At 41.9% G+C, this 25155-nt stretch carries 20 protein-coding genes; 4 read left to right on the forward strand and 16 right to left on the reverse strand.

What is annotated here, in order from left to right:
• Positions 1-8 precede the first annotated feature (8 nt).
• The 3 genes from IGI92_RS13385 to IGI92_RS13395 form a co-directional block, all read right to left on the reverse strand.
• Positions 9-1175: an MFS transporter gene (locus IGI92_RS13385; protein WP_010749958.1), complete on the reverse strand. Its 1167-nt coding sequence runs from the start codon at positions 1173-1175 to the stop codon at positions 9-11.
• A 65-nt stretch (positions 1176-1240) separates the two neighbouring features.
• Positions 1241-2572, reverse strand: a complete 1332-nt coding sequence (locus tag IGI92_RS13390) for a 6-phospho-alpha-glucosidase (RefSeq protein WP_301388876.1) — start codon at positions 2570-2572, stop codon at positions 1241-1243.
• 28 nt (positions 2573-2600) lie between these two features.
• On the reverse strand, positions 2601-4172 hold the full coding sequence (locus tag IGI92_RS13395) for an alpha-glucoside-specific PTS transporter subunit IIBC (protein ID WP_016612789.1): 1572 nt from the start codon (positions 4170-4172) through the stop codon (positions 2601-2603).
• A 180-nt stretch (positions 4173-4352) separates the two neighbouring features.
• Here IGI92_RS13395 and IGI92_RS13400 point away from each other — a divergent pair, with 180 nt between their 5' ends.
• Positions 4353-5126: a MurR/RpiR family transcriptional regulator gene (locus tag IGI92_RS13400; protein ID WP_016621673.1), complete on the forward strand. Its 774-nt coding sequence runs from the start codon at positions 4353-4355 to the stop codon at positions 5124-5126.
• Between the two features lie 27 nt (positions 5127-5153).
• Here the strand turns inward: IGI92_RS13400 and IGI92_RS13405 are convergent, their stop codons facing one another.
• The 9 genes from IGI92_RS13405 to IGI92_RS13445 form a co-directional block, all read right to left on the reverse strand.
• Positions 5154-5399, reverse strand: a complete 246-nt coding sequence (locus tag IGI92_RS13405) for a hypothetical protein (protein ID WP_181409202.1) — start codon at positions 5397-5399, stop codon at positions 5154-5156.
• 567 nt (positions 5400-5966) lie between these two features.
• A complete protein-coding gene (locus IGI92_RS13410) occupies positions 5967-8882 on the reverse strand; it encodes an FAD-dependent oxidoreductase (RefSeq protein WP_430607237.1) in 2916 nt (971 codons plus the stop codon).
• Between the two features lie 138 nt (positions 8883-9020).
• Complete coding sequence (locus IGI92_RS13415; protein ID WP_061053223.1) at positions 9021-9860, reverse strand: SDR family NAD(P)-dependent oxidoreductase; 840 nt, start codon at positions 9858-9860, stop codon at positions 9021-9023.
• Between the two features lie 87 nt (positions 9861-9947).
• The gene (locus tag IGI92_RS13420) at positions 9948-10616 is read right to left on the reverse strand and encodes a hypothetical protein (RefSeq protein ID WP_301388869.1); all 669 of its coding nucleotides are present in this window, start codon (positions 10614-10616) and stop codon (positions 9948-9950) included.
• Between the two features lie 12 nt (positions 10617-10628).
• Positions 10629-12749 (reverse strand): hydantoinase/oxoprolinase family protein, encoded by a 2121-nt coding sequence (locus IGI92_RS13425; RefSeq protein ID WP_400449875.1) that lies wholly within the window; start codon positions 12747-12749, stop codon positions 10629-10631.
• A 17-nt stretch (positions 12750-12766) separates the two neighbouring features.
• Positions 12767-14095: a citrate transporter gene (locus tag IGI92_RS13430; RefSeq protein WP_301388866.1), complete on the reverse strand. Its 1329-nt coding sequence runs from the start codon at positions 14093-14095 to the stop codon at positions 12767-12769.
• Positions 14096-14210: 115 nt separating this feature from the next.
• Positions 14211-15494, reverse strand: a complete 1284-nt coding sequence (locus tag IGI92_RS13435) for an MFS transporter (protein WP_016621680.1) — start codon at positions 15492-15494, stop codon at positions 14211-14213.
• A gap of 87 nt (positions 15495-15581) precedes the next feature.
• The gene (gene aroE, locus IGI92_RS13440; RefSeq protein WP_016621681.1) at positions 15582-16430 is read right to left on the reverse strand and encodes a shikimate dehydrogenase; all 849 of its coding nucleotides are present in this window, start codon (positions 16428-16430) and stop codon (positions 15582-15584) included.
• A 30-nt stretch (positions 16431-16460) separates the two neighbouring features.
• Positions 16461-17312: a sugar phosphate isomerase/epimerase family protein gene (locus IGI92_RS13445; protein ID WP_301388864.1), complete on the reverse strand. Its 852-nt coding sequence runs from the start codon at positions 17310-17312 to the stop codon at positions 16461-16463.
• 236 nt (positions 17313-17548) lie between these two features.
• Between IGI92_RS13445 and IGI92_RS13450 the strand changes: the two genes are divergently transcribed.
• Entirely contained in the window at positions 17549-18448 is a 900-nt protein-coding gene (locus IGI92_RS13450) for a LysR family transcriptional regulator (RefSeq protein ID WP_005234023.1), read from the forward strand.
• A 144-nt stretch (positions 18449-18592) separates the two neighbouring features.
• Here the strand turns inward: IGI92_RS13450 and IGI92_RS13455 are convergent, their stop codons facing one another.
• From IGI92_RS13455 to IGI92_RS13470, 4 genes are all read right to left on the reverse strand, one after another.
• Positions 18593-19219 carry a restriction endonuclease gene (locus IGI92_RS13455; RefSeq protein WP_016621684.1) on the reverse strand — a complete coding sequence of 209 codons (627 nt, stop codon included), beginning with the start codon at positions 19217-19219 and terminating at the stop codon, positions 18593-18595.
• A 492-nt stretch (positions 19220-19711) separates the two neighbouring features.
• Positions 19712-19975, reverse strand: coding sequence for a type B 50S ribosomal protein L31 (locus IGI92_RS13460; RefSeq protein ID WP_008380527.1), 264 nt, complete (start codon positions 19973-19975; stop codon positions 19712-19714).
• Between the two features lie 99 nt (positions 19976-20074).
• Entirely contained in the window at positions 20075-21370 is a 1296-nt protein-coding gene (rho, locus tag IGI92_RS13465) for a transcription termination factor Rho (protein ID WP_005233978.1), read from the reverse strand.
• Between the two features lie 2 nt (positions 21371-21372).
• Positions 21373-22632: a UDP-N-acetylglucosamine 1-carboxyvinyltransferase gene (locus IGI92_RS13470; protein WP_005233977.1), complete on the reverse strand. Its 1260-nt coding sequence runs from the start codon at positions 22630-22632 to the stop codon at positions 21373-21375.
• Positions 22633-22873: 241 nt separating this feature from the next.
• Here IGI92_RS13470 and IGI92_RS13475 point away from each other — a divergent pair, with 241 nt between their 5' ends.
• A complete protein-coding gene (locus IGI92_RS13475; RefSeq protein ID WP_016621686.1) occupies positions 22874-23608 on the forward strand; it encodes an ABC transporter ATP-binding protein in 735 nt (244 codons plus the stop codon).
• Complete coding sequence (locus IGI92_RS13480; protein WP_430607241.1) at positions 23592-25139, forward strand: putative ABC exporter domain-containing protein; 1548 nt, start codon at positions 23592-23594, stop codon at positions 25137-25139. Before IGI92_RS13475 ends, IGI92_RS13480 begins: the two co-directional genes overlap by 17 nt.
• Positions 25140-25155 lie beyond the last annotated feature (16 nt).

The raw sequence follows: 25155 nt of genomic DNA on the forward strand, positions 1-25155 counted from the left end.
ATTCCTCCTTAGATTGCCGACAGTGTTCTCTGACAGCTAGAATAGATAAGAAAAGCTACGAAGGGCAATAAACCAAAGATAAAGATGGCAGTATCGAGGGACAGCACCTGCGAAAGAAAGCCGCCAGCTAATGGCGAAAGAAACGATGCCGCACCAATGTACACACTGATCGATATCAGTTGTCCAGAAGAAAAAACAGCTGGCGGTGTAATAGCACTGATAATCATTCGACTGCCGATGGTAAATGCCGGTACAGTGAAAAACTGCAGAAAACTGGCTGCCAAAAGTAAGAATGGGCTACTAGCAAGCCAATAGACAAAAAATTGTAAGGTTAAAAATATGCCTGCAATCAAAATCAAGCGCTCATTTTTCCATTTAGCAATCATGCGATTCAGCAAAAGGTACGCTGGAATTTCACAAAAGGATTGGATCGACCATTTCAGACCAACAAATTCACTGCCTCTTTCCATTGTAATCAGCTTGTCGATAACGACCGTATTGTTCGCAACGATTGTCAAGTACAAGAGAAAGAACAGTCCCGTATAAACCAAAAAGCGTCGGTCTTTGCATAACAGAAGAATGTCTGCCAGCGAGACACCGCTGTTTGTTGCTGTTCCTTGCTTTTGCGGTAAGGCGTTTTTCTCTGGGATCGTTCGTGAAAATGTATAATTGATAAGCAAAAAGAGGAGCAGCGGCAAACTAAACCAGCGATAATTATTGGAAAATAAAAAGAATGGCACGCAGACACTCATCATACTCCACCCTAAAGAGCCGTTTGCTTTGATTGAAGCAATTCTTTTTGAAGTACTGGACTCCGATAATACCCAGTTATCGAGCACCGTTGCTGTTGTATTGGCTAATCCACCCGCAATAGCCAATACCAGAAGATGGATCAGCCAGTGGTCTTTTCCTAACCAATAAAAACTAATGGAGAAGAAAACCAGAAAGATCATCAGAAGCATCGAAATACGTTTTAATCGTTTGCTCTTGTCCGAATAATAGCCGATCACTAACTGAAAAAGAATTGTCGTGATGCTGTAGGAGGCTAAAAACCAGCCTCTTTCAAGCGCATCATAGCCTTGCTCAGTTAAAAAAGGAACGATTTGTGTCATCAAAATCGCCATCGTTGCATATTGAACAAAATAGATTACTTGAAATTTGTGTTTGATTTCCATTCTTTGTTTATGATCGGCTGAAGGAAATTCCTTCAGCCGATCCCTTTCCTTTTTACCTGCTGAACCTATTTAAGTTCTGGCCAATATGGTTCGTTCGCCACAATCATTTCATCTAATATTTCTTTGGCGACTTTCGCACTTGGTACAGTTTTATTCATAGTAAAGGATTGCCACAATTTTTGGTAAGACTCTTGTTCCCAAGCATCAACTGCCAATTTTTCAGATGCGATCTGCTGCTCCATCAATCCCTTTTGGAATGTTGGAATATCACCGATCGACAAGACTTCGTAGCCATCTTTTCCAACTAGACAAGGCAGTTCCACCATTGCATCATGGGTAAAGTTGGCAATTGCGCCGTTGTTTTCAACAATAAGAATCATGCGTTCTTTCGTATTAAAGGTTAGTGCGCAAGCAAGGTCTGTAATAAAGGACGCATGTTCGTTTGAAGCAAATGTTGTATCAACTGCTGTGTTGTTTGCAACGATTCGTCGGCATTCATCAAACACATACTTCTCTCGTCCGTCAATGATCTCATTGGCACGGGTATACTCTTTGTCCGCATGAGCCACCGTTTCATCAGCCATCAAATAATATTTCAGATAGGTATTCGATAAAAATTCTGGTTCAATTTCGTGCAGATCTTTAGCCGCCCACATCGTTTCCAGCCAACTGCTTTCTTTATGCTGGCCTTTTTGTGTTTGTTCGGTGTAGCCGTACTTTTGAACATGCGCACTGATTTGTGGCATCAAGTCATTGCCGTCATGGTCTTTGATGCTGGTCCACCAGCCAAAATGATTCAAGCCGAAATAGCTCGTCTCAAATTCTTTCCGATCCTTCAACCCAATCACTCGCGCCATGATATCTTCCAAACAAACTGGCATATCACAAATATTGATGATTCTTGAATTTGGTCGGAATCTTCTGGTCGCTTCGGCAACGACTGCTGCTGGGTTGGAATAGTTCAAAAGCCAGGCATCTGGCGAGTATTTTTCCATGTAGTCGACTAGTTCTAAGATCGGTCCAATCGAGCGCAGGCCATAAGCTAAACCACCAGGTCCGCAGGTCTCTTGTCCGACAACATTATGCCTGAAAGGAATTTTCTCATCTTGTTCCCGCATAGCATATTTTCCGACACGAAGCTGTGCCATTACGATATCGACATCCGTAAAAGCTTCCTTTGGATCGGTTGAATATTCGAACTGTACTTCTGGCGCTCGCTCAGCAATAATGATCGAACAAGCTTTTGCTACGGTTTCTTGTCGCTTTTCATCGTTGTCATAAAATTTGATTTTTCTAACTGGAAAGCGCTCTTGACTTTCTAATAACATCATAACTAGCGATGGTGTATAGGTACTTCCGCCACCTGCAATTAAAATTGAACTTTTTTTCTTACTCATGGTACTTGTTCCTCCTTGTGATTCTGTTTTATTCGGCCATTAGTTCTTCGAATGATTCTCTAACCGTTGGTACCGTTAATCCTACAATGATTTGAATGCCGCCATTTCCAGGGTTGACCAATCCTGAGGCACCTGCTTCTTGAAACTGCGTACTATCTGCAACTTTGTCGGCATCCTTAACAGTCAAACGCAGCCGTGTCGCACAATTCGTTACATCAATGACATTGTCTTTCCCACCTACCAAGTGCATATAGGCCTGTGCTTGCCGCACATGTTTTGGTAATTTTTCATCTTGCTTTTTGTTGTCATAATCTGCTTTTGTATACAACTGCATTGCTGCAGTATCATCCTCACGTCCAGGCGTTTTTAAGTTGAACTTCTTGATCATAAAGGAGAACACAAAATACCAGATAGCGGTAAAAATCAGCCCGATAATGATTTGGGTAATATAAGTTGAACTGTGAAATTTCCACAAGGGCAGCCAATTTAGACCTAACCAGTTGATCAATCCGCCGCCAAAGTCCCCGACTACCCCGAAAGCATAGGAGATTGTGGCGATCGAAGCATCCAGTAAAGCATGAACGAACCATAATGCTGGTGCAACAAACAAGAAAGTAAACTCGATTGGTTCAGTGATTCCGGTCAAAATAGCCGTCAATGCTGCCGGTGCAATCAATGCGATCACTTTTTTCTTTTTATCAGGCCGAGCCGCTTGGATCATCGCTAAACTCAGACCTGCCGTTCCAAAGACTTTCGACATTCCTGATAGTGAGAAACCACCAAACGGATAGAGTTCTTTCAGCGAAAATGCAGTAGTTTGGAACTCGCCAATGTGGGAGGCCCAATAAACGGCCATTCCCCCTTCGACAACCGCACTGTCATAGGCAAACGGGGCATAAACAAAGTGATGCAAGCCTGTTGGAATCAGTATTTTTTGCAAGAACTGATAAATAAAGACACCGAAGTTTCCTGATTCAATGAAAAAGCCTTGCATACTTCTCATTCCCTCTTGGATAACTGGCCAGACAAAACACATGAGTACTGCCAAAGGAACCATGGCAAAAAAGGAAATCATGGTTACAAAGACTGAGCCACTGAAATTCGACAGCATTTCTGGCAATTCTTTTTCATAAAAGCGATTGTGGAGATAGACAACGATTCCCGAAATCAGCAAGCCGCCCATCATGCCGGTATCTAAGGTGATGATTCCCGCAATCGATGTCAACCCAGAACCAGCAGTTGCCCCTTGAGCTAAATCCACCGCAAATGATTCTGGCCACAAAGTTAAAATTGCATTTACAAAATAATTAAAAGCGATATAAGTAACGAGTGCTTCCATCGTAGCGCGGGCGGCGTATTTTTTAGCTAGACTGATCGGCAGCCCTACTACAAATAAAAGTGGCAATTGGAAGAAGGGTGTCCAGCCTCCTGCTGCAATCACATTCCAAAATTTGAACCAGAGGGTATCCGGTGCTGCGATGTCCCCCATGATCGTTTGATTCGAAAACAGCAGAGAAAAGCCGATAACGATCCCAAAAAAGGAAAACAGCATGACCGGTGCCAGCATCGCTCCGCCGAACCTTTGTATTTTTTTCATCATAGTTTTTCGTCCTTCACGTTTTTTAGTTAAGCGCTTTACTGATTCTCATTTTACTATTAAAATGATGCTATGAAACCCTTTTCCGTTGTTTAAAAGTTTCTCACATTTGAAAGGTTTTTTTCACATAAAATGTGAATTGTCACACAGAATCAATTGAGAGATAAAATGAGGAGATAGCCTATGCTGCAAGACCGTATCACTACCTACCAGTCAAGATTAACCGAGAATGACTTTTTGATCTGGTCCTACATCACAACTCACAAAAAGCACTGCTTGGCGATGTCCATCAATGATTTAGCCAAGGAGTGCATCGTTTCTAGGACGACGATCATGCGCTTTTGTCAAAAAATCGGCTTTGATGGCTTTTCAGAATTCAAATACCATTTAAAGAACGAGGTACAACAAGAAAATGCCCTACTCTCTGAGATTGAAGGAGAAATTCTCGACAATCATATTCAAACGATTGAAAATTTAAAAAAGAAAGATTTTACAGCATTGTGTAAGATGATGGCTCATGCCAAACGAATCTTTGTCTATGGTTCAGGGGACATTCAAAACCTTGTTTCCAATTATATGAAACTCTTATTTTTGCCTAATGGACTACTTGTTTACGATTTTGGTGCGATCTCAGTCAATGAACAATTTTATCGTATCATCGAGCCAGATGATTTAGTGATTTTGATTACTTTAAATGGTGAGTCACCCACCGTTGTCAAACTAGCAAAGCAACTGAAACAGCGGAATATCAACACTATAGGGATCACGAAGCTGAGAAACTCAACGGTTTCTAAACTTTGTTCTGAAACGATTTTCTTTTTAAATCCAGAGATCCAACCAACCGAAAATGCGATCGCTCCCTTTGAAACGACCGCAACACTTTTCTTTGTGATCGAGTACTTATTGCTAAAATATGACGCTTGGCAAAAACAAGCCGCAACCGTCTCAGAGCCATAAAAGTTCTCCTGATTTTCCTTAATTCATTTAACTTACAGTATTTTGAAAGACGCTTGAATAAGCCATTTTCAGCCAATTTCTGCTAGGAAAAGCCGGCAATCTCTGGTAAGATAAATAAAAACGTAAAAGAGGACCAGTTATGGAATATTTAGCGATTTTACTTGTTTTCTTTCTATTGAATGTAGTGATACTTGTACTTGGATTGAAGAAGAAACGAATCATGCTGCTTTTTCTGTCACTCTCTGGTTTATTGTTGGTTTGCTTGATTGCCATTTCTTACGTTTTCTTCTATTCAAATACACTTTAAGTTGTCAAAAACACGGGGAGATGGCTACGAACCTACCGAAACAAACGAGGCTGTTTTAGTCATTACACCCGATTTAGAAGCTATCGGACACACACAATTTATGTCCACCTTGAAACAAATCGCTGTTCTTTTGCTCTTTATCAAGTCTAGCGAAAGCAATATATGCACCTTTGATGTCGGTGATACCGTCCCCATCTTCGCACCAACCTTTGTAGATGCCCGTGCGTTCGCCGATCACTCTTCCAAGTCCGAGGTAGAACGATGTACCACTTATGTTTTTTTGCAAAGTAGATAGACAATGGATACAGAAGACCAATCAGTCGTATAGGACACGTTTGTGAAAATCACACGAAAAAACCAGGACCTCCGAAAGGATCGTTCTGGTTTTTTTGCTGATTTGATTATCTAGAGAAACGATCTAAATCGCTCTGATTCTAGCCAAATTTCTGAAAGAGAATTATAGAAGGATTCTCCTAGCTGATCCGTCATCGACGCTGGTTTCTCAATTTAGCAATAAAGCGAAAAAGCGGATTCTACGCTTTTTTCGGTCTTTTCGTCATTTCCCAAACAGCTTCTGCTGCTAATTTCCCAGAAGTCAATGCCCAGGCATTATTGGCACCTGATGGAGAGTCTGACCCCATGACGCCTCCCACAACTTCACCTGCAACATAGAGCCCTTTAATGGGCTGGTTTTGCTGATTCAAAACTTGCAACGAACGATTGACCGCTAACCCACCTAGCGTAGTCGCAAACCGAGGCTTTTGTTCGATAAGATAATAGGGACCTGCACCAATCGGTTCTTGCAAGTATTCAGGTGCACGGTGAAACTCTTCGTCGCTTCCTTGCGCTACCCAGTAGTTAAAATTATCCACTGTTTCGATCAGTTGTTCTACAGGCATCTGCGCTTTGATGGCTAACTGTTCTAACGTGGCAGCTTTAAGAATACGAGGTGTGGCCTTTCCTTCTTGCGCAATCCAACAAGCCAGCTCTTCACTGGTGATTCCGCCTTCTGCTACGCCTTGGCTGAAATGCTCAAAGTGTTTGCCGTCTAGCAATAAATAAAGCATTGGCGAGCGTTGTCTTAATAATGCTTCTAATACTAGCTTATTGCTAGCTCGCTCATTTACTACCCGCTTTCCAAATTGATTCACTAGAATACCGTTTTCTTTCAACACGATCAGATTGCCACCAATCGTTGATTTCGCCACCCCTTGAGAAATTTCCAATCCATTGGGATAGATTTTTCCTTGATCCATCGCTCGCGTTTGTGCCTTTAAAGCAGGGATGGTTGCCATCAACAGACCATCGCCGGTGGCAGATTTTGGTCCATAATACAAAATTTGCTTGAATCTTTCCTTGAGTAAGGAGGCATTATTCCCATAGCCACCGGTTGTCATAATGACTGTTGAGGCATAGATCATATGAGTTTTCCCTGATTCTTCGACGGCTTTAACGCCTATGACATTATTTTGATCATCTACTAGTAGCTGTTGGGCTTTCGTTTGGAGCAAGACCTGAACCGCACTATTCTGTAGTGTTTTACGGACGGTTTGGGCAAATCCAGCGCCGCCCCCTTGATAAGCAAGTTCGCGATTTTTTTGATATTCTGGTAGGACGTGCAGCCCTTGCTCCATATCGTAGGCTACACCTAAGTATTCATGGACCCAATCTGTGGTTTCTCCTACGTTCTCAGCGAAAAGGGTCAAAAGGTTTCGATCGTTCAGCCCATTCCCGTTTTCCAGAAAATCAGCCACCATTGCTGTCGGTGTATCATCTTTTACACCAGCAATCTGTTGTAGTTTCGAACCAGTCACGATTTGGTTTCCACCACTAATAGAGATCGCTCCGCCCACAAAACTTAATTTTTCCAGTAAGATGACCTTTCGTTCTAACTGATCCGCTCGCAATGCAGCAGCAAGCCCAGCAGCGCCTGAGCCAATGATCACTACATCAACTGCTTCTTCAACCACTTCTTCTGACCAAGCCACGACTGGCTTTGGCCGTGCTTTGAGGACCTCTACATCGGCGCCTGCAAGTTTTACCGCTTCTTCCACCCCTGCGATCACCCCTTGACTGGAAGCAGAAGCACCAGAAACAGCATCGACATTCAGCGTTTGTCCTTCAATGATCTGTGCCGGAATTCTCGTAAAGACTAAATCAGATAAACCTTCAGATTCATTGCCTTTATCAATCGTAATCTTTTCAATCGTTTCCTTTGAAAAAGTCACTTGCATTTCAATCGGACTATTGTGTCCTTGGGCTTGTACAAGATATGTCCCTGGTTGGTAAGCGACTTTCCGCTTTTGGAGTTCTTTCAAGCGTTCATGCTTTTGTTTCTCCTCTTCTGGATCAATGACCATATCTTCCATAAACTGCCACAATGGTGTTGGGATTTTCAACTCACTTTGCGCATGACTAAGAGCAAAATGACGAACAACTTTCTTCTCGGCGATCATCTGAACCCAATTAAGTTCGACTAAAAATCCTTTCCCGATGGCAAGCAAATCGTAGCCAATTTTCAGTGCTGCTTCTGCGTCTTCTCGTTGCAAGATAGAGCCCACTCCTATAATCGGAATAGTCGAAAGTTCAGGCGAACGCATTGTTAAAAACTTCACAATCAATGGCTCGCTGCTCTCGTTATCAATAATAGAACTTCGATGATAGGTTCCCATTGAAAAATGAAGGTACTCTGGCTTGCTTTTCGCTAGTTGATTCAACAAGTACATCGTTTCTTCAAAACAAATACCAGGCTTTTCCATTTCTTCTGGCGAAAAACGATAACCGATAACAAAGTCTTCAACCGATTCTTCTTGACGGACCCGCTGTACTTCTTTTAATACGGCTAATGGAAAGTGCGCTCTTTTTTCCAGACTGCCTCCCCAATGGTCGTTTCTGTGATTTGAATGGGGCGAGAAAAATTGTTGGATCAAAAAGGTATTCGCACCATGTATCTCCACACCATCGTAACCAGCTTTGATCGCACGCCTAGTCGCGTCTCCAAATCGTTGAATCATCGTTAGGATCTCATCATTACTCATTTCTTTCGGAACAGGTGCGTTTGGTCGTAACGCTGCGACGGGACTTGCGCAAATCGGTTGTACTCCACCATTGTACTCAGGCCATGCCATTCGTCCAGCATGATAAATTTGCAGGATCGCTTTCGAGCCTTTTTCTTTGATGGCTTTTGCTAATCTAGTGAGCCCAGCAATTTTCTTGTCTGTATCTACCCCGAGTGCTCCCGGAAACCCACGCCCATGTTCTTCGATAAAGCAGCTTTCTACGATCACTGCCGCAGCTGCACCGGCACGACAGCGATAGTATTCAATGATCTCTTCCGTTATTTCACCATCGTAAAAAGCAGATTGAGTTGTCATAGGTGCCATAACGAGTCGATTTTTAAGTTCAACGCTAGAAGATAGTTTGATCGGTTCAAATAATTCTTTTTTCATAAAAATCAGTTCCTTTCAAATAGCTTGCTTCGTCAGACCGCATGTATTAAGGCATCACGAAATACACCCATCTTTTTCGGACAAGTCGAAAAGATGAGTGTCTCCCCTGTTCAGTTATTACTTACTTCATTTCCCCATTTATTTTTGGTTTTCCGGCCGAGAATTGATGGCATACTGTTTACGCCCACCAGGTTTTGGTACTTGATCCCCCATCATGATCCCAAAACCGCCTTCAACACGTAATTCGTGCCCGTTCGTATAATCGGAACGTTCGCTGGCTAAGTAAAGGACTGCATTAGCAATGTCTTGCACATCGCCGATTCGCTTATTGGCAGTTAAACGTTTCCGCCCCTCTTCAACTTCTGGGTCTGCATAAAAGCTTGCGGATAAAGGTGTCTTCACAAAGCATGGCAAGACACAATTGCTGCGAAGGCCGTACTGCCCCCACTCTGCAGCCATTTGTTTCGACATCATATTAACTCCAGCCTTACTTGGGCTATACGCACCAGAATATGTTTCAGGGCTGATTGAGGCGATCGTTGAGACATGCACCATCCGCCCTGATTTTTGTGCGATCATCACTCGCCCGATTCTTTGAGAAACCAAGAAGTAGCCGTTTAAGTTGACGTCGATCACTTGTTTCCATTCTTCAAATGGTAGATCTTCAAGCAATGAAAATTTCAAAATAGCCGCTGTGTTTACCAAAACATCAATGCGGCCAAAATCTTCTTTGACCTTTTCTGCCAATGCATCTACCTGCTCTTCGATCGTCGAATTGCAGACATAACTGTTTACTTTCACACCGAATTGATCTGCTAGCTGTACAGCATAGTTGGCAAGGTTTTCCTCATGCAAATCAACTAATGCAAGTTGTGCGCCTTGATCAGCAAAGTCCTGTGCGATTTTTTTCCCCATACCACCTAAAGCGCCAGTAATAACTACGACTTCATTCTTAAGATTCAACCAAGATTGCTCCATCATTTATACCACCTCTAATATTGTTATATTCTTCACTAACAATATACCTTGATATGAGCAGAGAAACTAATTCTTTTTTTCCATTGATCAATAGCTTCTGTGAATGGTTTGTTCCTTTAACGCAGTCATAACGAGCGCTTGAGCGAGCTCAGGATTTTTACAATAGATTATGCAGCTAGCAAGCAATGTAGGGGAATTTTCCAGCTGATAAAACGTCTGTACAAAAGATGCAGCAGCGATCTCACTCAAGGAATAGAGACGTGCCTGTTTTTTCAAAAAACCTATCTGATAGTGCAGTTGTCTTTGAATGGTCCAGAGATTTTTACGATATTCCAATACATGAAACACTTCATGCATGAAAACCAATTCCGTAAGTGTCGTCGCAGGAAGTAATCGGCTTAATTGCTGTGCTTCGATAAAATGCTGCGCTTGCGCCAAGAAATTGCGATCAATCATAATATGATCTGTTTTTTTATAGACAGCAAAGGTATAGCGCTCCTGTTGCGCTTGCGCTTCAGGCAGTTCATTGATCTTTAATGAATCAATGATTCCTTGCAATTCTTGAGGATGCTCTCGATACCAGCGGGCTTCTTGCTTACCTATGCTTTCAGCAGTTTCAATAAAGGACTCTGCCTGCGCAGGATCAACTTTGGCGTGAAGGGGGTCTTGTTTGAACAGCTGCAGGTGAGGATTGGTTGCTTGAGACCATAGGTGTAAAAAATGTTGGCAAAATTCTTCTACTTTCACGGATCTCATTCCTTCCTTGGCCTACTGCAAGCGGTTCGCAGCAATAATAATAATCTCTTCTGTACCAATCAGCTGACTTAATTCAATATCGATCAACATCATCAATTGGATATAATCTGTCGAACTAAAATCAAAGAGACGCGGTCCAGCACAAATATAAAAATCTGGCCGGATGACTAGATCACTTTGGTAGTTCGCCATACTTTCCCAAAGACGAGCGATTTGTTCACTATAACTTTGGATCGTCGTTTTCACGACATCTGCATGGTCTCTTTGCACGCGAATAAAGCCTCGATGATCAATGACACAAACACGATCGCCTTTTTTTGTCGCTGCGCCATAAACATAAAAATGTTCACTTGTAGCACAAGAAACCACGTTTTCTTTAGCAACTTGCAGCTCAGCATAGGCAATGTCTTGCGCTTCTTCACGGTTAATTTGGTTTTGACGCTCAGCGGCTTGAGCAGCTGTGGTACCGGAGGCTCGCGCAGTAATTTTTTGCGTCTGAGGATCGATTTCAATATAGACTTCAATACTATCAGGCGTTGCCCCACTCTCGATCGCCAAAGTAGCTGCTTCTTGCTTGATTGCTGCAATATCCGCTTTTGTTGGATTCGGGACAATTCGTTCCACCACGTCTTGAACGACGGATAACGCCACACCGATCGATGAAATCACTTCAGCATTTTCAGGTATTTTATAATTCAACGACAATTGTTTCGCTGCATGTTTGATCAGTGAAGAGACGCCTCCTCCTACACCTACTAAAGTCATTTGGTTAGGCTCTAATTGATACTTGCGGGCAAAAGATTGAATCACAGGTGCTATTTTTTGGACTGCTTGATCCAATATTTGCTGTGCGACATCCTCCACCGTCGTTTCTAAGTACTTCGCTAAAGGCTGCATGGCTTTTCTGGCCGAATGGGCATTGCCATAGGAAAAATCATCCTTTGTGACATATCCTAAGACATTCGCTGCACAAGAATTCGTGATCGTAATTCGTTTCCCGTTAGCAAGTTTGATTGCAACATAATCTGCTGGGTCACCTTCTTTTGGTGCATAAAGCTCCAATTCTGGTGCAACGATCTCTTCTTCTGGCAGATACGTACTATATTCTAACCCAGCGATATGGGCACTTCTTGGGCCGACGTCTATCACGCCTTTTTTGTTCACTCGAACCATACTGCCGCCAGCCACACCTAGGACGCGAACATCTAATGAATTGACATACGTCTTATGACCTGCAATCTCTGAGTAATCGATGACTGGCCGACCATTTTTGATCACGCCAAGATTCGTAGAAGTTCCCCCTACTTCAAAATAAATACCGTTCGACGTTCGCAGATACATCAATGCTCCCATCACGCTGGCTGCTGGACCAGAAAGCATCGTTAGCACCGGTCGTTTTTTCATTTCAACAATGTCCATCAACCCGCCATCGCCCCGCATGATCATCAGTGGTACATCCACACCTGCTTGGCGAACACTATTTTCTGTTGAATTTGCCGTTTCCAGCATCGTTGGCAAAATCGATGCATTGATTGCTGCGGTACGGGTTCTCCGGGATAACCCATATAGTTTGGTCATCTCCGACGCCAAGGTTACTTCGATGCCCTTTCGTTTGGCTACTTCAGCGATTCTTTCTTCTGTTTGTAAATCATCTACACCAAAAGCTGCTGAAGTCACGATGACCTGAGTTTGTGCCTGTTGCAGTTCTGCTAATGCCGCTTCGATTGTTGCTTCTGAAAGCTCTTTTTTAGGAATAAAGCGAGCAACGACTTCAATACTTCTTCCCGTACCTAAATCAATGTCTTTTAATGCCGTTTGCCACTTTGCCAGCCAACCTTCGACGCCGCCCTTTGCTGTACTGATAATGCCGACCTTCGCTACATCTCCTTCTAAGAGTGCATTGGTGGCTTGGGTTGTGCTGTGAGCGACAAAGACCACTTCATCTGGCTGGATCTGATTTTCGGCTAAACACTTAATAAAAGAGGCCACTACACCTTCTGCAACCCCTTGCTCACTTTTGTGGGTCGTTTTTACAGATGACTTTCCAAGCACCTCTTGCGTGTCATTGTTGATTGCGACAGCTTTCGTATGAGTTCCACCCACATCAATGCCAATTCGGACACTTCTTCTCATTTTTTTCACCTACTTTTTTAAATCGGGCTATATAACAGGAACGTCGCAATTTCAAGAACCAGCGAAATGACGACTCCTGGTAAAAAAGCAACCTTCATGTAATCTTTCGTATTGATATTATTGAAGCCTAATCCCCAAGCATTCCAAGAAATGGTCAAATCAAAATGACCCATACCGATCATATTAGAAATGAACAACGGATATAAAAACGTCACAGGATAATTGGTTTGATTGCTGATTACTGCTAATAACGCTGCCCCACAACCAATCAAAGAAAGTGGCCCGCGAAACCAGGTCAAGGGAGCTAAAAAACCAAAAAGCAAACAAAGCGCTAAGGGATGCGTCGGAATGATTCCTCCTAGCAATGATTCAAAATAAGGTGCAGCGAAGGTTGCAGCTGCATTGAACATCGCAAGGGTCATCCAAAAGGCAACTAAGGTCGCAGTATCTTTGACCCCATCTGCAAAAATACGTGTCAAAATCTGAGAATCTTTTCTAAACCCATCCTTTAAAACACCACAAATCCACAAGGCATAAAGACTCGCACCAATAAAACAAAAGATCACTGGAAATTGAAAGATGATGACTCCTACGACCGGTATAAAAGGGGTAAGTAACGCCAAACTAGGAACGTCTTTAACTTTCGGTTCTTCTCCAACCGCCCAAGCATAGGTCAAACTTTCTACTCTCAAATACCCAATAGCAAAAATCGAAGAAACCAGAATCATCACAAAGAAAGCCAATAATCCAAACGAAAAATAATCATTATAGGTGTAATCAACCCCACCATTCACATTGCCAAAAAAGGCTTGATACTGTGTGAAATTGATTGGATTTAAGAAAACACCTGCTGCAACGGAAGCCGAAAAACTAAAGAATGCCACGACTTTAGGAATACCAATCGAAAATAAAATTGGCAATACGATCACGGCGATCGCGATGACAGATCCGGCACCTGACATGGATGAAAAGATAAAGCCGGTAATCAAATTGACAATTACTAGAATAATCGCTGGGCTATCCCCACCTAGTTCCACACTCTTACGAATGATAGTTGCCGCAATGCCCGTTTCCAACAAGATCCTACCAAAGAAGGCTCCTACAAAAATATTCATTTGTGAAGCCCCCCAGCGTTCTGGCGCCTGTTGATAGACCTGTGCCAGCATCTCGGTAAAAGGGAGGTTTTCAAATGCCGGATTGGGTGAAATGACATTCCCTATAAGCGGCAACAACACCCATAATGTTGCCATAACGATAAAACCAATCATCAGGTTATATCCTTTGATACAATAAAAAACCATGCCACCAAATGACACTACTAGTAATAAGCCAATCAAGCTATCCATTCTTCTTCTCCTCCATACAAATTACGCCGTTTGAACCTGCAGCCAGATACGCGAAAGCCGCCGTTTAACAAAAGCGAAAAAGGAGGAAGTGGTTGGCCACTATCCTCCAGGACGTTTAGTCCTTTAATTTATCAAATGCGCTGTAGCCAAATACTCTTTTGTGTTGCAGTAACAAATAAACCATCATGACGATCGCTAAAACCGCAGCTGCGAGTAATAAGCCCATCATAATAAAAATCGCTTGCGTTTCTCCTACTGACCGAGTCATGGAAGCAACGATGTAAGGTAAAAAGGTACTTGCTAAGCCCATCCAAGTATAGTAGATCCCGGTATTTCGACCTTTTGGTCCAGGGCAAAACATTTGTCGTACCCCTAGCCCAGTTTGCAACGCCCCTCCGGCAGCAAAGAAACCCAAGAAGGCGATACTGATGTAAATCACTACGACATGTTGGATCACTAATACCATCCCTAACGCAAGAGCGATGAATACCGTATCAATAAACAAGACTTTTAAGGGATTCCAACGCAATTTCCCCATCATTACTGCCCAAAACAAAACAGCCACCATTGAGCCAAAAGTATAGATCGATGTTAGCCCTGCTGACTGCATCTCAGTCAAACCAGCATTCGTCAAACCAAACGCTTTGGTATACTGTTGAGCACCGTACATGATGAACATACAGATGAAACCAAAGAACATTGTGAAGAAGTTAACGACCATATTCGGCTTAACAAGCATTCTGGCCTTCATTGCCGCAATTTCTTCTTGAACCGCATTCGTTTCTTTTCCATCAACGGTTGCCGCTTTTTCTTTCATCATGTCATCATAGGCGAATGGCGCGATAGCTGCTAAAATCGTGCAGACGATCGATAGGACTAATGGAATAATAATCCCCATCGACTGATTCCCAGACCCGATGAAATTTACCACAAGTAAGGGATAGATAACCCCTGACAAAGAAACAAAAAACTTGATCCCAATCATTGCTGAAGCCGCATATTTCGGTGCTGCTTCTTGAGAAGCGGGATACAATGCAGCATCCCAGAAACCAGAAGTCGCCACCCCTGCGATAAAGGCACAGACAGACGCGATCACCATATTCGTCGTCAGTAACAGACCTAAAAAGCATAGCGTATACAAAACAGCCCCCATGACCGCCATTTTTTTGCGTCCCACTTTATCCGAAATTTCTCCACCGATCCAGACGGTCAAAAATTTTCCTAATCCGGTCGCAGTGATGGCCAACGATACCGCAGCGGCTCCTGCAGAAGCATCGGTATAGCCCCATTTATCCGAAAAATAAGTCGCATTTTGGCTTAAAATAATGGCTTGGATCCCATGAGTGAAATAACACATATAGACAGTTGCCAGTGACAAAATATACTTTTTTGCTCTCATTTGTACGCTCCTTATAAAAGAACATCCAGCTTTCCTACGAAAATTTCCCTGTGGGTATTTCGTAGGAAAGGGATACTCGGTCCCTAGTTAGTTTGCTCTGACAGGCAGTTCCTTGCCAGTAAACAGTTTAAAGGCGGCTTTTCCTTGTCCCACCAGCATTCCTTTTCCACCCACGGTCTTACAACCTTTTGCGCTGGCATCTTTCAATAACTGGGTCATTGGTGGGTTATAGATCGCATCAGCCACCGTCAAATCTGCATGCAGTACCTCTGTGTCTGCAATCGGTGTCGCTGTATTTCCTTCACCCATTCCAACAGTCGTTGCATTCACTAAACAATCGGCTCCTTTTATTTTTTCAGCAAGTAACGCTTGATCCGTCAGATCATAAATATCAATTACTAGATCAGGGTAATATTCTTTGATACGGGCAACGGTCTCTTTGCCTTTTTCATAAAATGCATCTTTGATGTTGAAAATTGCAATGGAGGCTGCGCCTTCGATCGCCAATTGGACTTGGATCGCGGTGGCTGCTCCACCAGCTCCGATCACAACAAATTTTTGATCTTTCATTTTTACATCGTGTGCTTGCAGATTATCAACAAAGCCGACACCATCGGTAATATGGCCGACGAGCTTGCCTTCATCATTGACGATAGTATTGATGGCACCAACCATTTTTGCAGCGGGGGTCAATTCATCCATGTATTCTGCCGCTGCCGTCTTGCAAGGCATCGTGACATTTCCACTCATTTTGAAGGTTCGAAATGCCTCGATCGCCTGGGCGACTTGGTCTTCTTTAATGTCAAAAGCTAAATAAACTGCATCGATATCAAGCTGGTCAAAGCCATAATTATACATGGCTGGCGAACCAGAATGCCCAACAGGTGTACCGATCAATCCTAAGAGCTTCGTTTTTCCCGAAATTTTTTTGCTCATCGTATTTCCTCTTTTCTATTTGATTTTTTTTTACGCAAGCAATTCTGGCCATGCGTTTTGGATCACTTCAATACTGGTTTTGTAATTTTGCTCTGCTGCTTTTTGATAGCCTTGACTTAAAATCGGATCAGAAATCACTTCCGTGCCTACAACACGAGGCTTGATGCCGTGTGCTTTTAGTGCCCGTAAGAAGCCTTCGGCATCACCCCATCCTGTTCCTGGACATAAGCGATCGTGCATCGACTCATCCCGTAAGATCGTATCAGGATATCGTCTTTCTAAAACATCACAAATTTGGATCGAAACAACTTTCTCCGCTGGGACCCCTTCCAAGTCAGCTGCTGTCATGTTGGCTCTAGCCCAGTGCCATGTATCTAGGATCAGCATCCCATTTTCACAATCTGCCTCTTTGACAATATTCCACGCACTAGCTAGATCAGGAACACCGCTATAAGGCATGAATTCTAACCCAATAACTAATTCTTTTGCTCGTGTACATAGTTCTTTAAAGGCTTGGATATGAACCTCTGCTGGGTATTTTTCCATTAAGCCACAATTGATGTGCCCAACACCAAACAAACGTGCCATATGATAGATCGTTTGCTCTTTAAATTGTTGCAGCAGTGTTTCCGGTGTTTCCATCGTTTTATTTGGATCAGCCCACAAGGTGATATATTCGACCTCGGTTACTTTCATGTCATGTTCTGCAAGAATTTCAAGCATCCGCTCATCAGAATAGCCTTGCTTCACAGCAAGCATATAGGTCTCCGCACGTAAACCGATCCCGTCGTATCCTGCCTCTTTCGCGATCTTCACTCTGTCTTCAAAATTAATCTCTGTCCCTAATGTGTAAGAGCTAATCGTCAATGGAATGTTTCTCATGTTATTTCCCCCTTTAAAAGTCTGTAAACAACTACTACTTGGTTTACAGCTGGAAATAAAAACACGAACTAAAAAGCGGCCGCAGTAATTGTGCTTTTATTCACAATGTTTATTACCGTTATTATAGCTTTTCCCTCTCCGTACTTCTAATTGTTTTTTCTTTATGGATCTATAGATAAAAGATATAAGTCTTGTGATATACTGATAAAAAAAGAAGGATTTTAGAGGAGGTTTCTATGAATCTTCAGCATTTAAAATATTTTGATATCCTTGCTAGAGAAGAACACTATACACGTTCGAGTAAATTGCTCAACATCACACAACCAAGTCTCAGTAATGCCATTTCACTTTTAGAAGATGAGCTAGGTGTACAACTCTTTGAAAAAAACGGACGAAATGTGATCCTAACCAAGCCTGGAAAAATTTTCCATGAACATGTTATACGAACGTTAGAAAACTTAGATTCGGGTATCGATACAGTAACAAAAATCAGCAAAGGCTTTGGGCATATCAGCTTTGCTTTTTTGCAAGTCCTCGGTACATCTTACGTACCAAAAATCACTAAACAATTTCTTGAAGCAAATCCTGAAAAAAAGATTCAATTTGAATTTCACTCAGATAGCGTCAGTACCGAAACAGTCCAAGGACTAAAAACCTTGCGCTATGATCTCGGTATTTGTTCCTACATCACCAATGAACCAACCATTGAATTCGTCCCGATTGCAAGTCAAGAACTTGTCGTGATCACCGCGTTGGATCATCCTCTCGCACAATTTGATGAAGTCTCTTTGGACGACTTAGCAGAATATCCCCAGATTATTTTCAGCAAAAAAAGTGCCTTACGTGAAATCATCGATGACCTTTATCAGCGTAACAACGTCAGCTATCAAGTAGCCTACGAAGTCAAGATCGATCAAGTGATCGCTGGACTAGTCAGTCAAGGATTGGGGATTGCTATCATTCCCAATATGACGATGCTTGACTCTTTGCCCCTTAAGCGAATCAAACTTAATGGCATCAGTTGGGAGCGATACTTTTATTTAGCCTACAATAAAGAGACTTACTTACCACCTGTAGTCAGCAATTTCAAAGAATTTATTTTGGCCCATGCAAATCCGAAACAGATCGTTTATTGAGTGACTGGGTGGGTGAAAAACAAAGCTTTAGAAAATAGGAATAAAACTATGTTCCCGCCTTTTTTTGGCGTTTTCACTTAATAAAAAACAGACATTCATTAATGGAATGTCTGTTTTTTATTGCTTATTCTCTTGTTCTTTTTCTCATGACGAATAATTAAAAGAGCTATACTCACCGCACGTTTCGCAGATATAGTAATAATTGCGCTTCTTCTTATTGTAGAGTTTCAACTTCTTCCCATTTTTACAACTCTTGCATTCTTCTAATTCCGTCAAGGTTTTATAATAAAACAACTCACTGATCATCTCTGGATAAAAATGTGCAAGAAGCTCAATCAGTTTTTTTCTATCAACCAACAGTAGATTATCACCGGCTATTTCTAATGCTTGATCTGTAAAAAAATGTGTAGTGATGAAAAGCCCATTGGGAAACCCTTTGTCTGGAAAAATCCCTTTAAATGCGGCAACGAGTGGCTTACTGATCCGCTCCGTTGTTTTTTGCGGATTCCAGGCTTTACATTGGACCGCTATTGCCTTTTTATTATTAGAAAAAGCATACACATCAATACCACCATCTTTGTAACCATCGATGTTTTGGACGGTATATCCCATCTTTTGTAAAATACATTCAGCAATATAATTCAAATCCTCTGATTTACAGGTTTCTAATTGAGCCACAATCTTTTTCAATTTTTTCGGGTATGTACGTTCATTATGGTTGCTTAGTTCTGGGAAATTAATGACTTCCTTCTTTTTCTTAAATGAAAACATGTCTCTTCCTTTCTTGATTGTTTTGGATGTGATTCGTTAAAGCATAGCAAGTGAGTGGTCTTTAATTATGTAGAATAGAAACTGGTTCTTAAAGAGAGAACTATCTACTTTTCTCAATAAAAATCGTGTGAACTCGATAAAATAAGTCAAAAATAAGAAACTTATAACGGAATATTATTAATTTAATGATAATTTTATTCAAGATAAATGTCAATTGAAGTTTGAATATTCAATAATAATCGATGATTAAATCAAACCACTCTTGATCATTGCTCCATTTCGAAAATTACTAGATAGGATTCGTTACAGTGCTAATTTCCACATTCTTGCCTACAGATTTATTGATTCCTTTTACTTTGTTTGTAACAGATTCTGAATGGTTTCTTTCGGTTTAGCAGTTGAGTGTCTATTACCTATAAAAACAAAAAAGGTTTCCCTCGTAAAAGGGAAACCTCAGAAATGTTATCGAAACAACATTTACATTTATTTGTCTTATTCTGCAGCGTTGTTGTCTTTGAGACCGTATTTTTTGTTGAAACGGTCCACACGTCCGTCTGCTTGTGTGAATTTTTGACGTCCAGTGTAGAATGGATGTGAATCAGAAGTTACTTCGACACGGATCAATGGATACGTGTTGCCGTCTTCCCACTCAACAGTTTCTTGAGAATTCTTTGTAGAACCTGATAAGAATTTGAAACCAGTAGTTGAGTCCATGAATACAACTGGATGATAATCTGGATGGATATCTTGTTTCATTTCTTCTTCTCTCCTTTGCCCTGGCTCATTTGCTTCACCAGAGTTGATTTGTCGATTTTACAACATGACTATCTTACCATGTTTGGATTTTAGATGCAATTATCTTTTTATATTTCTTTTTGGCCGCTTGTCTCCGAAATGGACATCATGAAAAGCCGCTAAAAACTCTTCATTCTTTTTCGTTTTGCGCAAGAATTGAATGAATTGTTCTGTGAACTCCAAGGAATCCCCCAACATGTTGTTGCGTAAGCGCCAAGTTTCTTCCAATTGTTCACTGCTCATCAGCAATTCTTCTTTACGGGTACCAGATTTCTTGATGTCGATCGCTGGGAAGACCCGGCGTTCTGCGAGGCTGCGAGAAAGCTGCAGCTCCATATTGCCGGTTCCTTTAAACTCTTCATAGATGACATCATCCATGCGGCTGCCGGTATCTACCAAAGCTGTGGCAAGGATCGTCAAACTACCGCCTTCTTCAATATTGCGGGCAGCGCCAAAGAATTTCTTCGGTTTGTACAAAGCAGCTGGATCGATCCCGCCGCTTAGTGTACGTCCGCTTGGAGGAACGACTAAGTTATAAGCTCTCGCCAAACGAGTGATACTATCCATCAAAATCACGACATCACGCTTGTCTTCCACCAAGCGCATCGCCCGTTCTAGTACCAATTCTGAAACACGGGTATGATTGCTAGGCTGTAGGTCAAAGGTTGAAGAAACCACGTCACCCTTGACACTACGTTCTAGATCAGTTACTTCTTCTGGACGCTCGTCGATCAAAAGTACGATCAATTCCACCTCAGGATAGTTGTCCGTAATCCCATTGGCAATTTCTTTCAATATACTGGTTTTCCCAGCTTTAGGCGGGGCAACGATCAGTCCCCGTTGACCAAAACCCACTGGCGCCAGCATATCGATCATCCGAGTCGAAAGACGTCCTGACGTTGTTTCTAATTTTAAATGACGGTTCGGATAAAGGGGCGTCAGCGCTGGAAAATGCGGGCGCTCTTTGGCATCTTCTGGATCTTTGCCGTTAACAGACTCAACGTGCATCAATCCATAATAGCGTTCAGATTCCTTAGGCGGGCGCGCCTTACCGGCGACTTTATCGCCATTACGCAAACTAAACCGACGAATCTGTGAAGAAGAAATATAGATATCTTCTGCACTCGGTCCATAGTTGATTGGACGTAAAAAACCATAGCCTTCTTGGCCTACGATATCCAAGATTCCTTCCATATAAAAGAAGCCTTGTTTTTCCGCCTGCGCCCGTATCACAGCCAATGACAATTCTTTTTTATTCATTTGGCTGTAATAAGGAATTCGAAACTCTTTGGCAAAGGTGTAGATCTCTTTTAAGGTTTTGTTTTCCAACTCTGCCATCGTAAGATAATCGCTCATAATTACTCCTCTATCATTTGAATATCAGCTCCAAGAGCCGTTAGTTTTTCGATGATATGATCATAGCCGCGCAAAATGTACTCGACATTAAAGACGCTAGTCGTGCCAGTCGCCATCAATCCGGCAATAACTAGACAAGCCCCTGCCCGCAAATCAGAAGCGACAACTTCTGCTCCGTGCAATTGGCTCGGTCCGCTGACAAAAATCATGTTGCCTTCTGTCGTTGCTTGTGCGCCCATCCGTGCTAATTCAGGAATATGGTTGACCCGTTTGGCGTAAATCGTGTCCATAATCTCCGATGTTCCCTTTGCTTTTAGCAATAATGGTGTGATCGGCTGTTGCAGGTCTGTGGCAAATCCCGGATAAGGATAAGTTTTCACAGTCGCTGGTTTCAACTCTTTTGAGGGATGCACATAGATTTCATCTTCGCTAATATCCATTCGCACACCGATTTCTTCCAATTTCGCAATGTAGCTTTCTAGATGCTCATAAATCACATTTTTGACTGTAATGCCTTCACCCGCTGCTGCGGCTAAAGAAAGATAGGTTCCTGCTTCGATTCGGTCTGGAATAATAGAATGACGACAACCGTGCAGTTCTTCCACACCTTCGATACGAATTTCATTGGTACCTGCACCTCTGATTTTCGCTCCCATATTATTTAAAAGGGTCGCGACATCAATGATCTCAGGTTCCCGTGCAGCATTTTCAATGATCGTTTTACCTTTGGCTCTTACTGCTGCCAGCATTACATTGATTGTTGCTCCGATGGAGACCATATCTAAGAAAATCCGTTCGCCAGTCAAGCCTTCTTCTTCGGTACGCAAATACATGGCGCCATGCTCGTTGGTGACTTTTGCGCCAAGTGCTTCGAAGCCTTTGATATGCAAATCGATTGGTCGCGGGCCTAAGAAACAGCCGCCAGGCAACCCAACGACGCCTTCACCAAACTTCGCCAATAATGCCCCCATGAAATAATACGAAGCCCGTAGACTATTGATTTTTCCGTTAGGCATCGGGATCGAAACGATATTGGTTGGATCGATCTCTAGCGTATTGTTTTCAAAATGGGTCTTCACGCCCATGATTTCGATAATCTCAATTAATGAGTGCACATCTTGGATGTCGGGCACTCCTTCTAAAATGACCGGTGAATCAGCTAAGATCGCTGCCGGGATCAATGCGACTGCACTGTTTTTTGCGCCGCTAATGGTGACTTCACCTTTTAAGGGACGATTGCCGTTGATGACAATTTTTTTCATGGAATTCCACCTATACTCTTTTTTAATTTATGTGTATCATTCCAATTTTAGCACAGATCACTCAAAGAAAAAAGATGCAGGATATTTTATAAGTCAAAATAAGAAAACAAGTTTTTTAGTCTTTTAAATGAGTTTATCACACGCTTGTTTTAAGAATATTGATAAATCGGCAGAACTTCGATACACTTATTAAAAAACAGCAGATTTTTTCAGAAAATGAACGCATTAAGGAGAAGAATAAATGATTGAAGTAAAAAATTTGGTGAAGGATTATGGCAAAGTTTTAGGCGCTGACCATATCTCACTGTCGGCACCCCCCGGTCAATTAACTGTTTTGCTAGGGGCAAACGGGGCTGGAAAATCAACAACGATCAAAAGCATCATCGGATTATTAAAGTTTAAAGGAGAAGTCACCATTTGTGGTCATGATAACCTCAGCGTTGAAGCGAAACGGCTTTTTGCTTATATTCCTGAAACGCCTGTGCTTTTCGAACTATTAACGATACAAGAGCATATTGATTATATCGGCAATGCCTATAATTTACCAAATTACCAAGAGACGGCTGCTTATTACCTCAAATCGTTTCAACTTGACCACAAAAGAAAAACGATCGCCAAAGAGCTTTCTAAAGGTATGCGGCAGAAAGTCTCAATGATTCTTGCGCTAATGACGGAACCGAAGGCACTGCTGGTCGATGAGCCGATGATGGGTCTTGATCCAACAAGTATTCAAGAAACATTGAATATCCTGGCTTCCCTGAAAGAAAAAGGAACTAGCATTTTATTGAGCACGCATATCATTGATATGATCGATGATATTTGGGATAGTGCCTATATTTTAAAAGATGGAAAAGTGGTAGCTGAAACAAAAAAATCAACCCAAGAGGAACCCTTGAAAGAGCTGTTCTTTCGCGTCACTCAATCGCATATAGTTGAACAGGGAGGGGTTCTTGAAACAGATGAAATCATTAATTAACTTAACCTTTTTAAAAGCTAAAGGATTGGTACGGTACTATTTCAGCAGACCGCTTTCTGCTATCATCCTAATCATTGCATTGTTTTTTTTGCTCTTTCCGGTTGCCGGCATCTTTTTTTCTGGTCAAGAGAACTTCATGTCCATCCAGCAAATCGCCATCACCAATCTGAGCGTCTCAGCAATTGCGTCAGGCTTTCTGATAATCAGTTTATTTTCAAAGAAGCAAGCACTCTTTTATCAAGTAGATGCACATTTCCTATTTATCGGACCCTATTCGACTAAACAGATCCTTGGTTATGCGATTCTCTTTAGCCTCTCCCAAAGTGTGACAGTTGCATTAGGAATAATTTTCTTCCTTTGCGTGATTTTAGGACAACTGTTTTCACTTTCTTTTGTCTATCTTCTCTACTTGTTTTGGAGTACGCTCTTGTTCTTCTTTTTTTGGGAATTGGTTACAGGAATTTGGTACATCAATGAATTGATTCGCGAAAGAAAAACGTATTATCGCCTATTGTTAGCATCAGCTGCGTTACTTGGTATCTTAGGCTTTGTTGGCTTCAACTACTTTACAACGAATCATTTATTAGAAGCGCTTCTTTCTCTGACGAACCAGCCCTTCTTTTATTTTGTTCCAATCATTGGTTGGGGGAAATGGCTGATGGATGGCTACTCCAGTCAAAGTCTCTCCCACCTTCTTCTTAGCAATGGTTTTTATCTTTTGAGCTGTCTGTTGTTAAGCGTGCGTTTATGTACACTCAAAGGCTATTTCTTTGAACAAGCGATTCAGGATTCTGAAGAAGCGAGCGAAATGCTGCAAGAGGCGCTGGAAGGAAAAACACACGACTCAACGAAGGTCAGTGATGCTTCTGTTTCTTATCGTAAATTAGCAGGCGCTTCATTATCGAAACATATTCTATTGATGAAGAAGAAAAAAAGAATCCTTTCAACCAACGAACGGATGACTTTAGGTTCCTTACTCCTCCTTACATTTGTTTTCAAAGATATTTATGCGATGGCAGGAATTATTTGGCTTACATTGCTTAGTTTAGTCAAGGATACCGGCGTAGAAGAAGAAATGAAAAATATCTATATTTATATGATTCCAGATTCTTCTGCCAAAAAGTTATTCTATACCATGCTGATCCCTTTTCTAAAGGCTGGAATGATCATTGTTCTACCGCTTGTTTCGCTATTAATCTTTTTCGATCCTTCATTCTTCTTATGGCTAAATGTTACGCTTGTCTTGTTCTCTTTTTTGCTAGTCTTTTTTGTAGGCAATCTGCTTTCACTTCGTTGGTTGAAAGACCGTAACAATCTTTTAACACAAAGCCTGATCCGCTATCTAGTAATGTTTGCGGCGTGCGTGCCCCTTGTACTGATTATAGGAGGGATGTATTTCCTTCATCCAGAATTACTGAGAAATATCGGTTTGCTTGCCAGTATTGTTACCATCTGTAATTTGCTAATAGCAAGTATTGGTGGCTATTTCTGTTTGGATCTACTTAATGGCAATGGGCTTTATTCGGAATAACATACGTGATAATATA

The sequence above is a fragment of the Enterococcus sp. DIV2379 genome (assembly GCF_050542965.1).
Classification (GTDB): Bacteria; Bacillota; Bacilli; order Lactobacillales; family Enterococcaceae; genus Enterococcus_D; species Enterococcus_D entomosocium.

Bases quoted from the DNA above. Each gene is read 5' to 3' on its own strand.
- IGI92_RS13385 (WP_010749958.1), bottom strand. From the start codon at position 1,175: ATGGAAATCAAACACAAATTTCAAGTAATCTATTTTGTTCAATATGCA.
- IGI92_RS13390 (WP_301388876.1), bottom strand. From the start codon at position 2,572: ATGAGTAAGAAAAAAAGTTCAATTTTAATTGCAGGTGGCGGAAGTACC.
- IGI92_RS13395 (WP_016612789.1), bottom strand. From the start codon at position 4,172: ATGATGAAAAAAATACAAAGGTTCGGCGGAGCGATGCTGGCACCGGTC.
- IGI92_RS13400 (WP_016621673.1), top strand. From the start codon at position 4,353: ATGCTGCAAGACCGTATCACTACCTACCAGTCAAGATTAACCGAGAAT.
- IGI92_RS13405 (WP_181409202.1), bottom strand. From the start codon at position 5,399: ATGGCAATCAAGCAAACCAACAATAAACCAGAGAGTGACAGAAAAAGC.
- IGI92_RS13410 (WP_430607237.1), bottom strand. From the start codon at position 8,882: ATGAAAAAAGAATTATTTGAACCGATCAAACTATCTTCTAGCGTTGAA.
- IGI92_RS13415 (WP_061053223.1), bottom strand. From the start codon at position 9,860: ATGGAGCAATCTTGGTTGAATCTTAAGAATGAAGTCGTAGTTATTACT.
- IGI92_RS13420 (WP_301388869.1), bottom strand. From the start codon at position 10,616: ATGAGATCCGTGAAAGTAGAAGAATTTTGCCAACATTTTTTACACCTA.
- IGI92_RS13425 (WP_400449875.1), bottom strand. From the start codon at position 12,749: ATGAGAAGAAGTGTCCGAATTGGCATTGATGTGGGTGGAACTCATACG.
- IGI92_RS13430 (WP_301388866.1), bottom strand. From the start codon at position 14,095: ATGGATAGCTTGATTGGCTTATTACTAGTAGTGTCATTTGGTGGCATG.
- IGI92_RS13435 (WP_016621680.1), bottom strand. From the start codon at position 15,494: ATGAGAGCAAAAAAGTATATTTTGTCACTGGCAACTGTCTATATGTGT.
- aroE (WP_016621681.1), bottom strand. From the start codon at position 16,430: ATGAGCAAAAAAATTTCGGGAAAAACGAAGCTCTTAGGATTGATCGGT.
- IGI92_RS13445 (WP_301388864.1), bottom strand. From the start codon at position 17,312: ATGAGAAACATTCCATTGACGATTAGCTCTTACACATTAGGGACAGAG.
- IGI92_RS13450 (WP_005234023.1), top strand. From the start codon at position 17,549: ATGAATCTTCAGCATTTAAAATATTTTGATATCCTTGCTAGAGAAGAA.
- IGI92_RS13455 (WP_016621684.1), bottom strand. From the start codon at position 19,219: ATGTTTTCATTTAAGAAAAAGAAGGAAGTCATTAATTTCCCAGAACTA.
- IGI92_RS13460 (WP_008380527.1), bottom strand. From the start codon at position 19,975: ATGAAACAAGATATCCATCCAGATTATCATCCAGTTGTATTCATGGAC.
- rho (WP_005233978.1), bottom strand. From the start codon at position 21,370: ATGAGCGATTATCTTACGATGGCAGAGTTGGAAAACAAAACCTTAAAA.
- IGI92_RS13470 (WP_005233977.1), bottom strand. From the start codon at position 22,632: ATGAAAAAAATTGTCATCAACGGCAATCGTCCCTTAAAAGGTGAAGTC.
- IGI92_RS13475 (WP_016621686.1), top strand. From the start codon at position 22,874: ATGATTGAAGTAAAAAATTTGGTGAAGGATTATGGCAAAGTTTTAGGC.
- IGI92_RS13480 (WP_430607241.1), top strand. From the start codon at position 23,592: ATGAAATCATTAATTAACTTAACCTTTTTAAAAGCTAAAGGATTGGTA.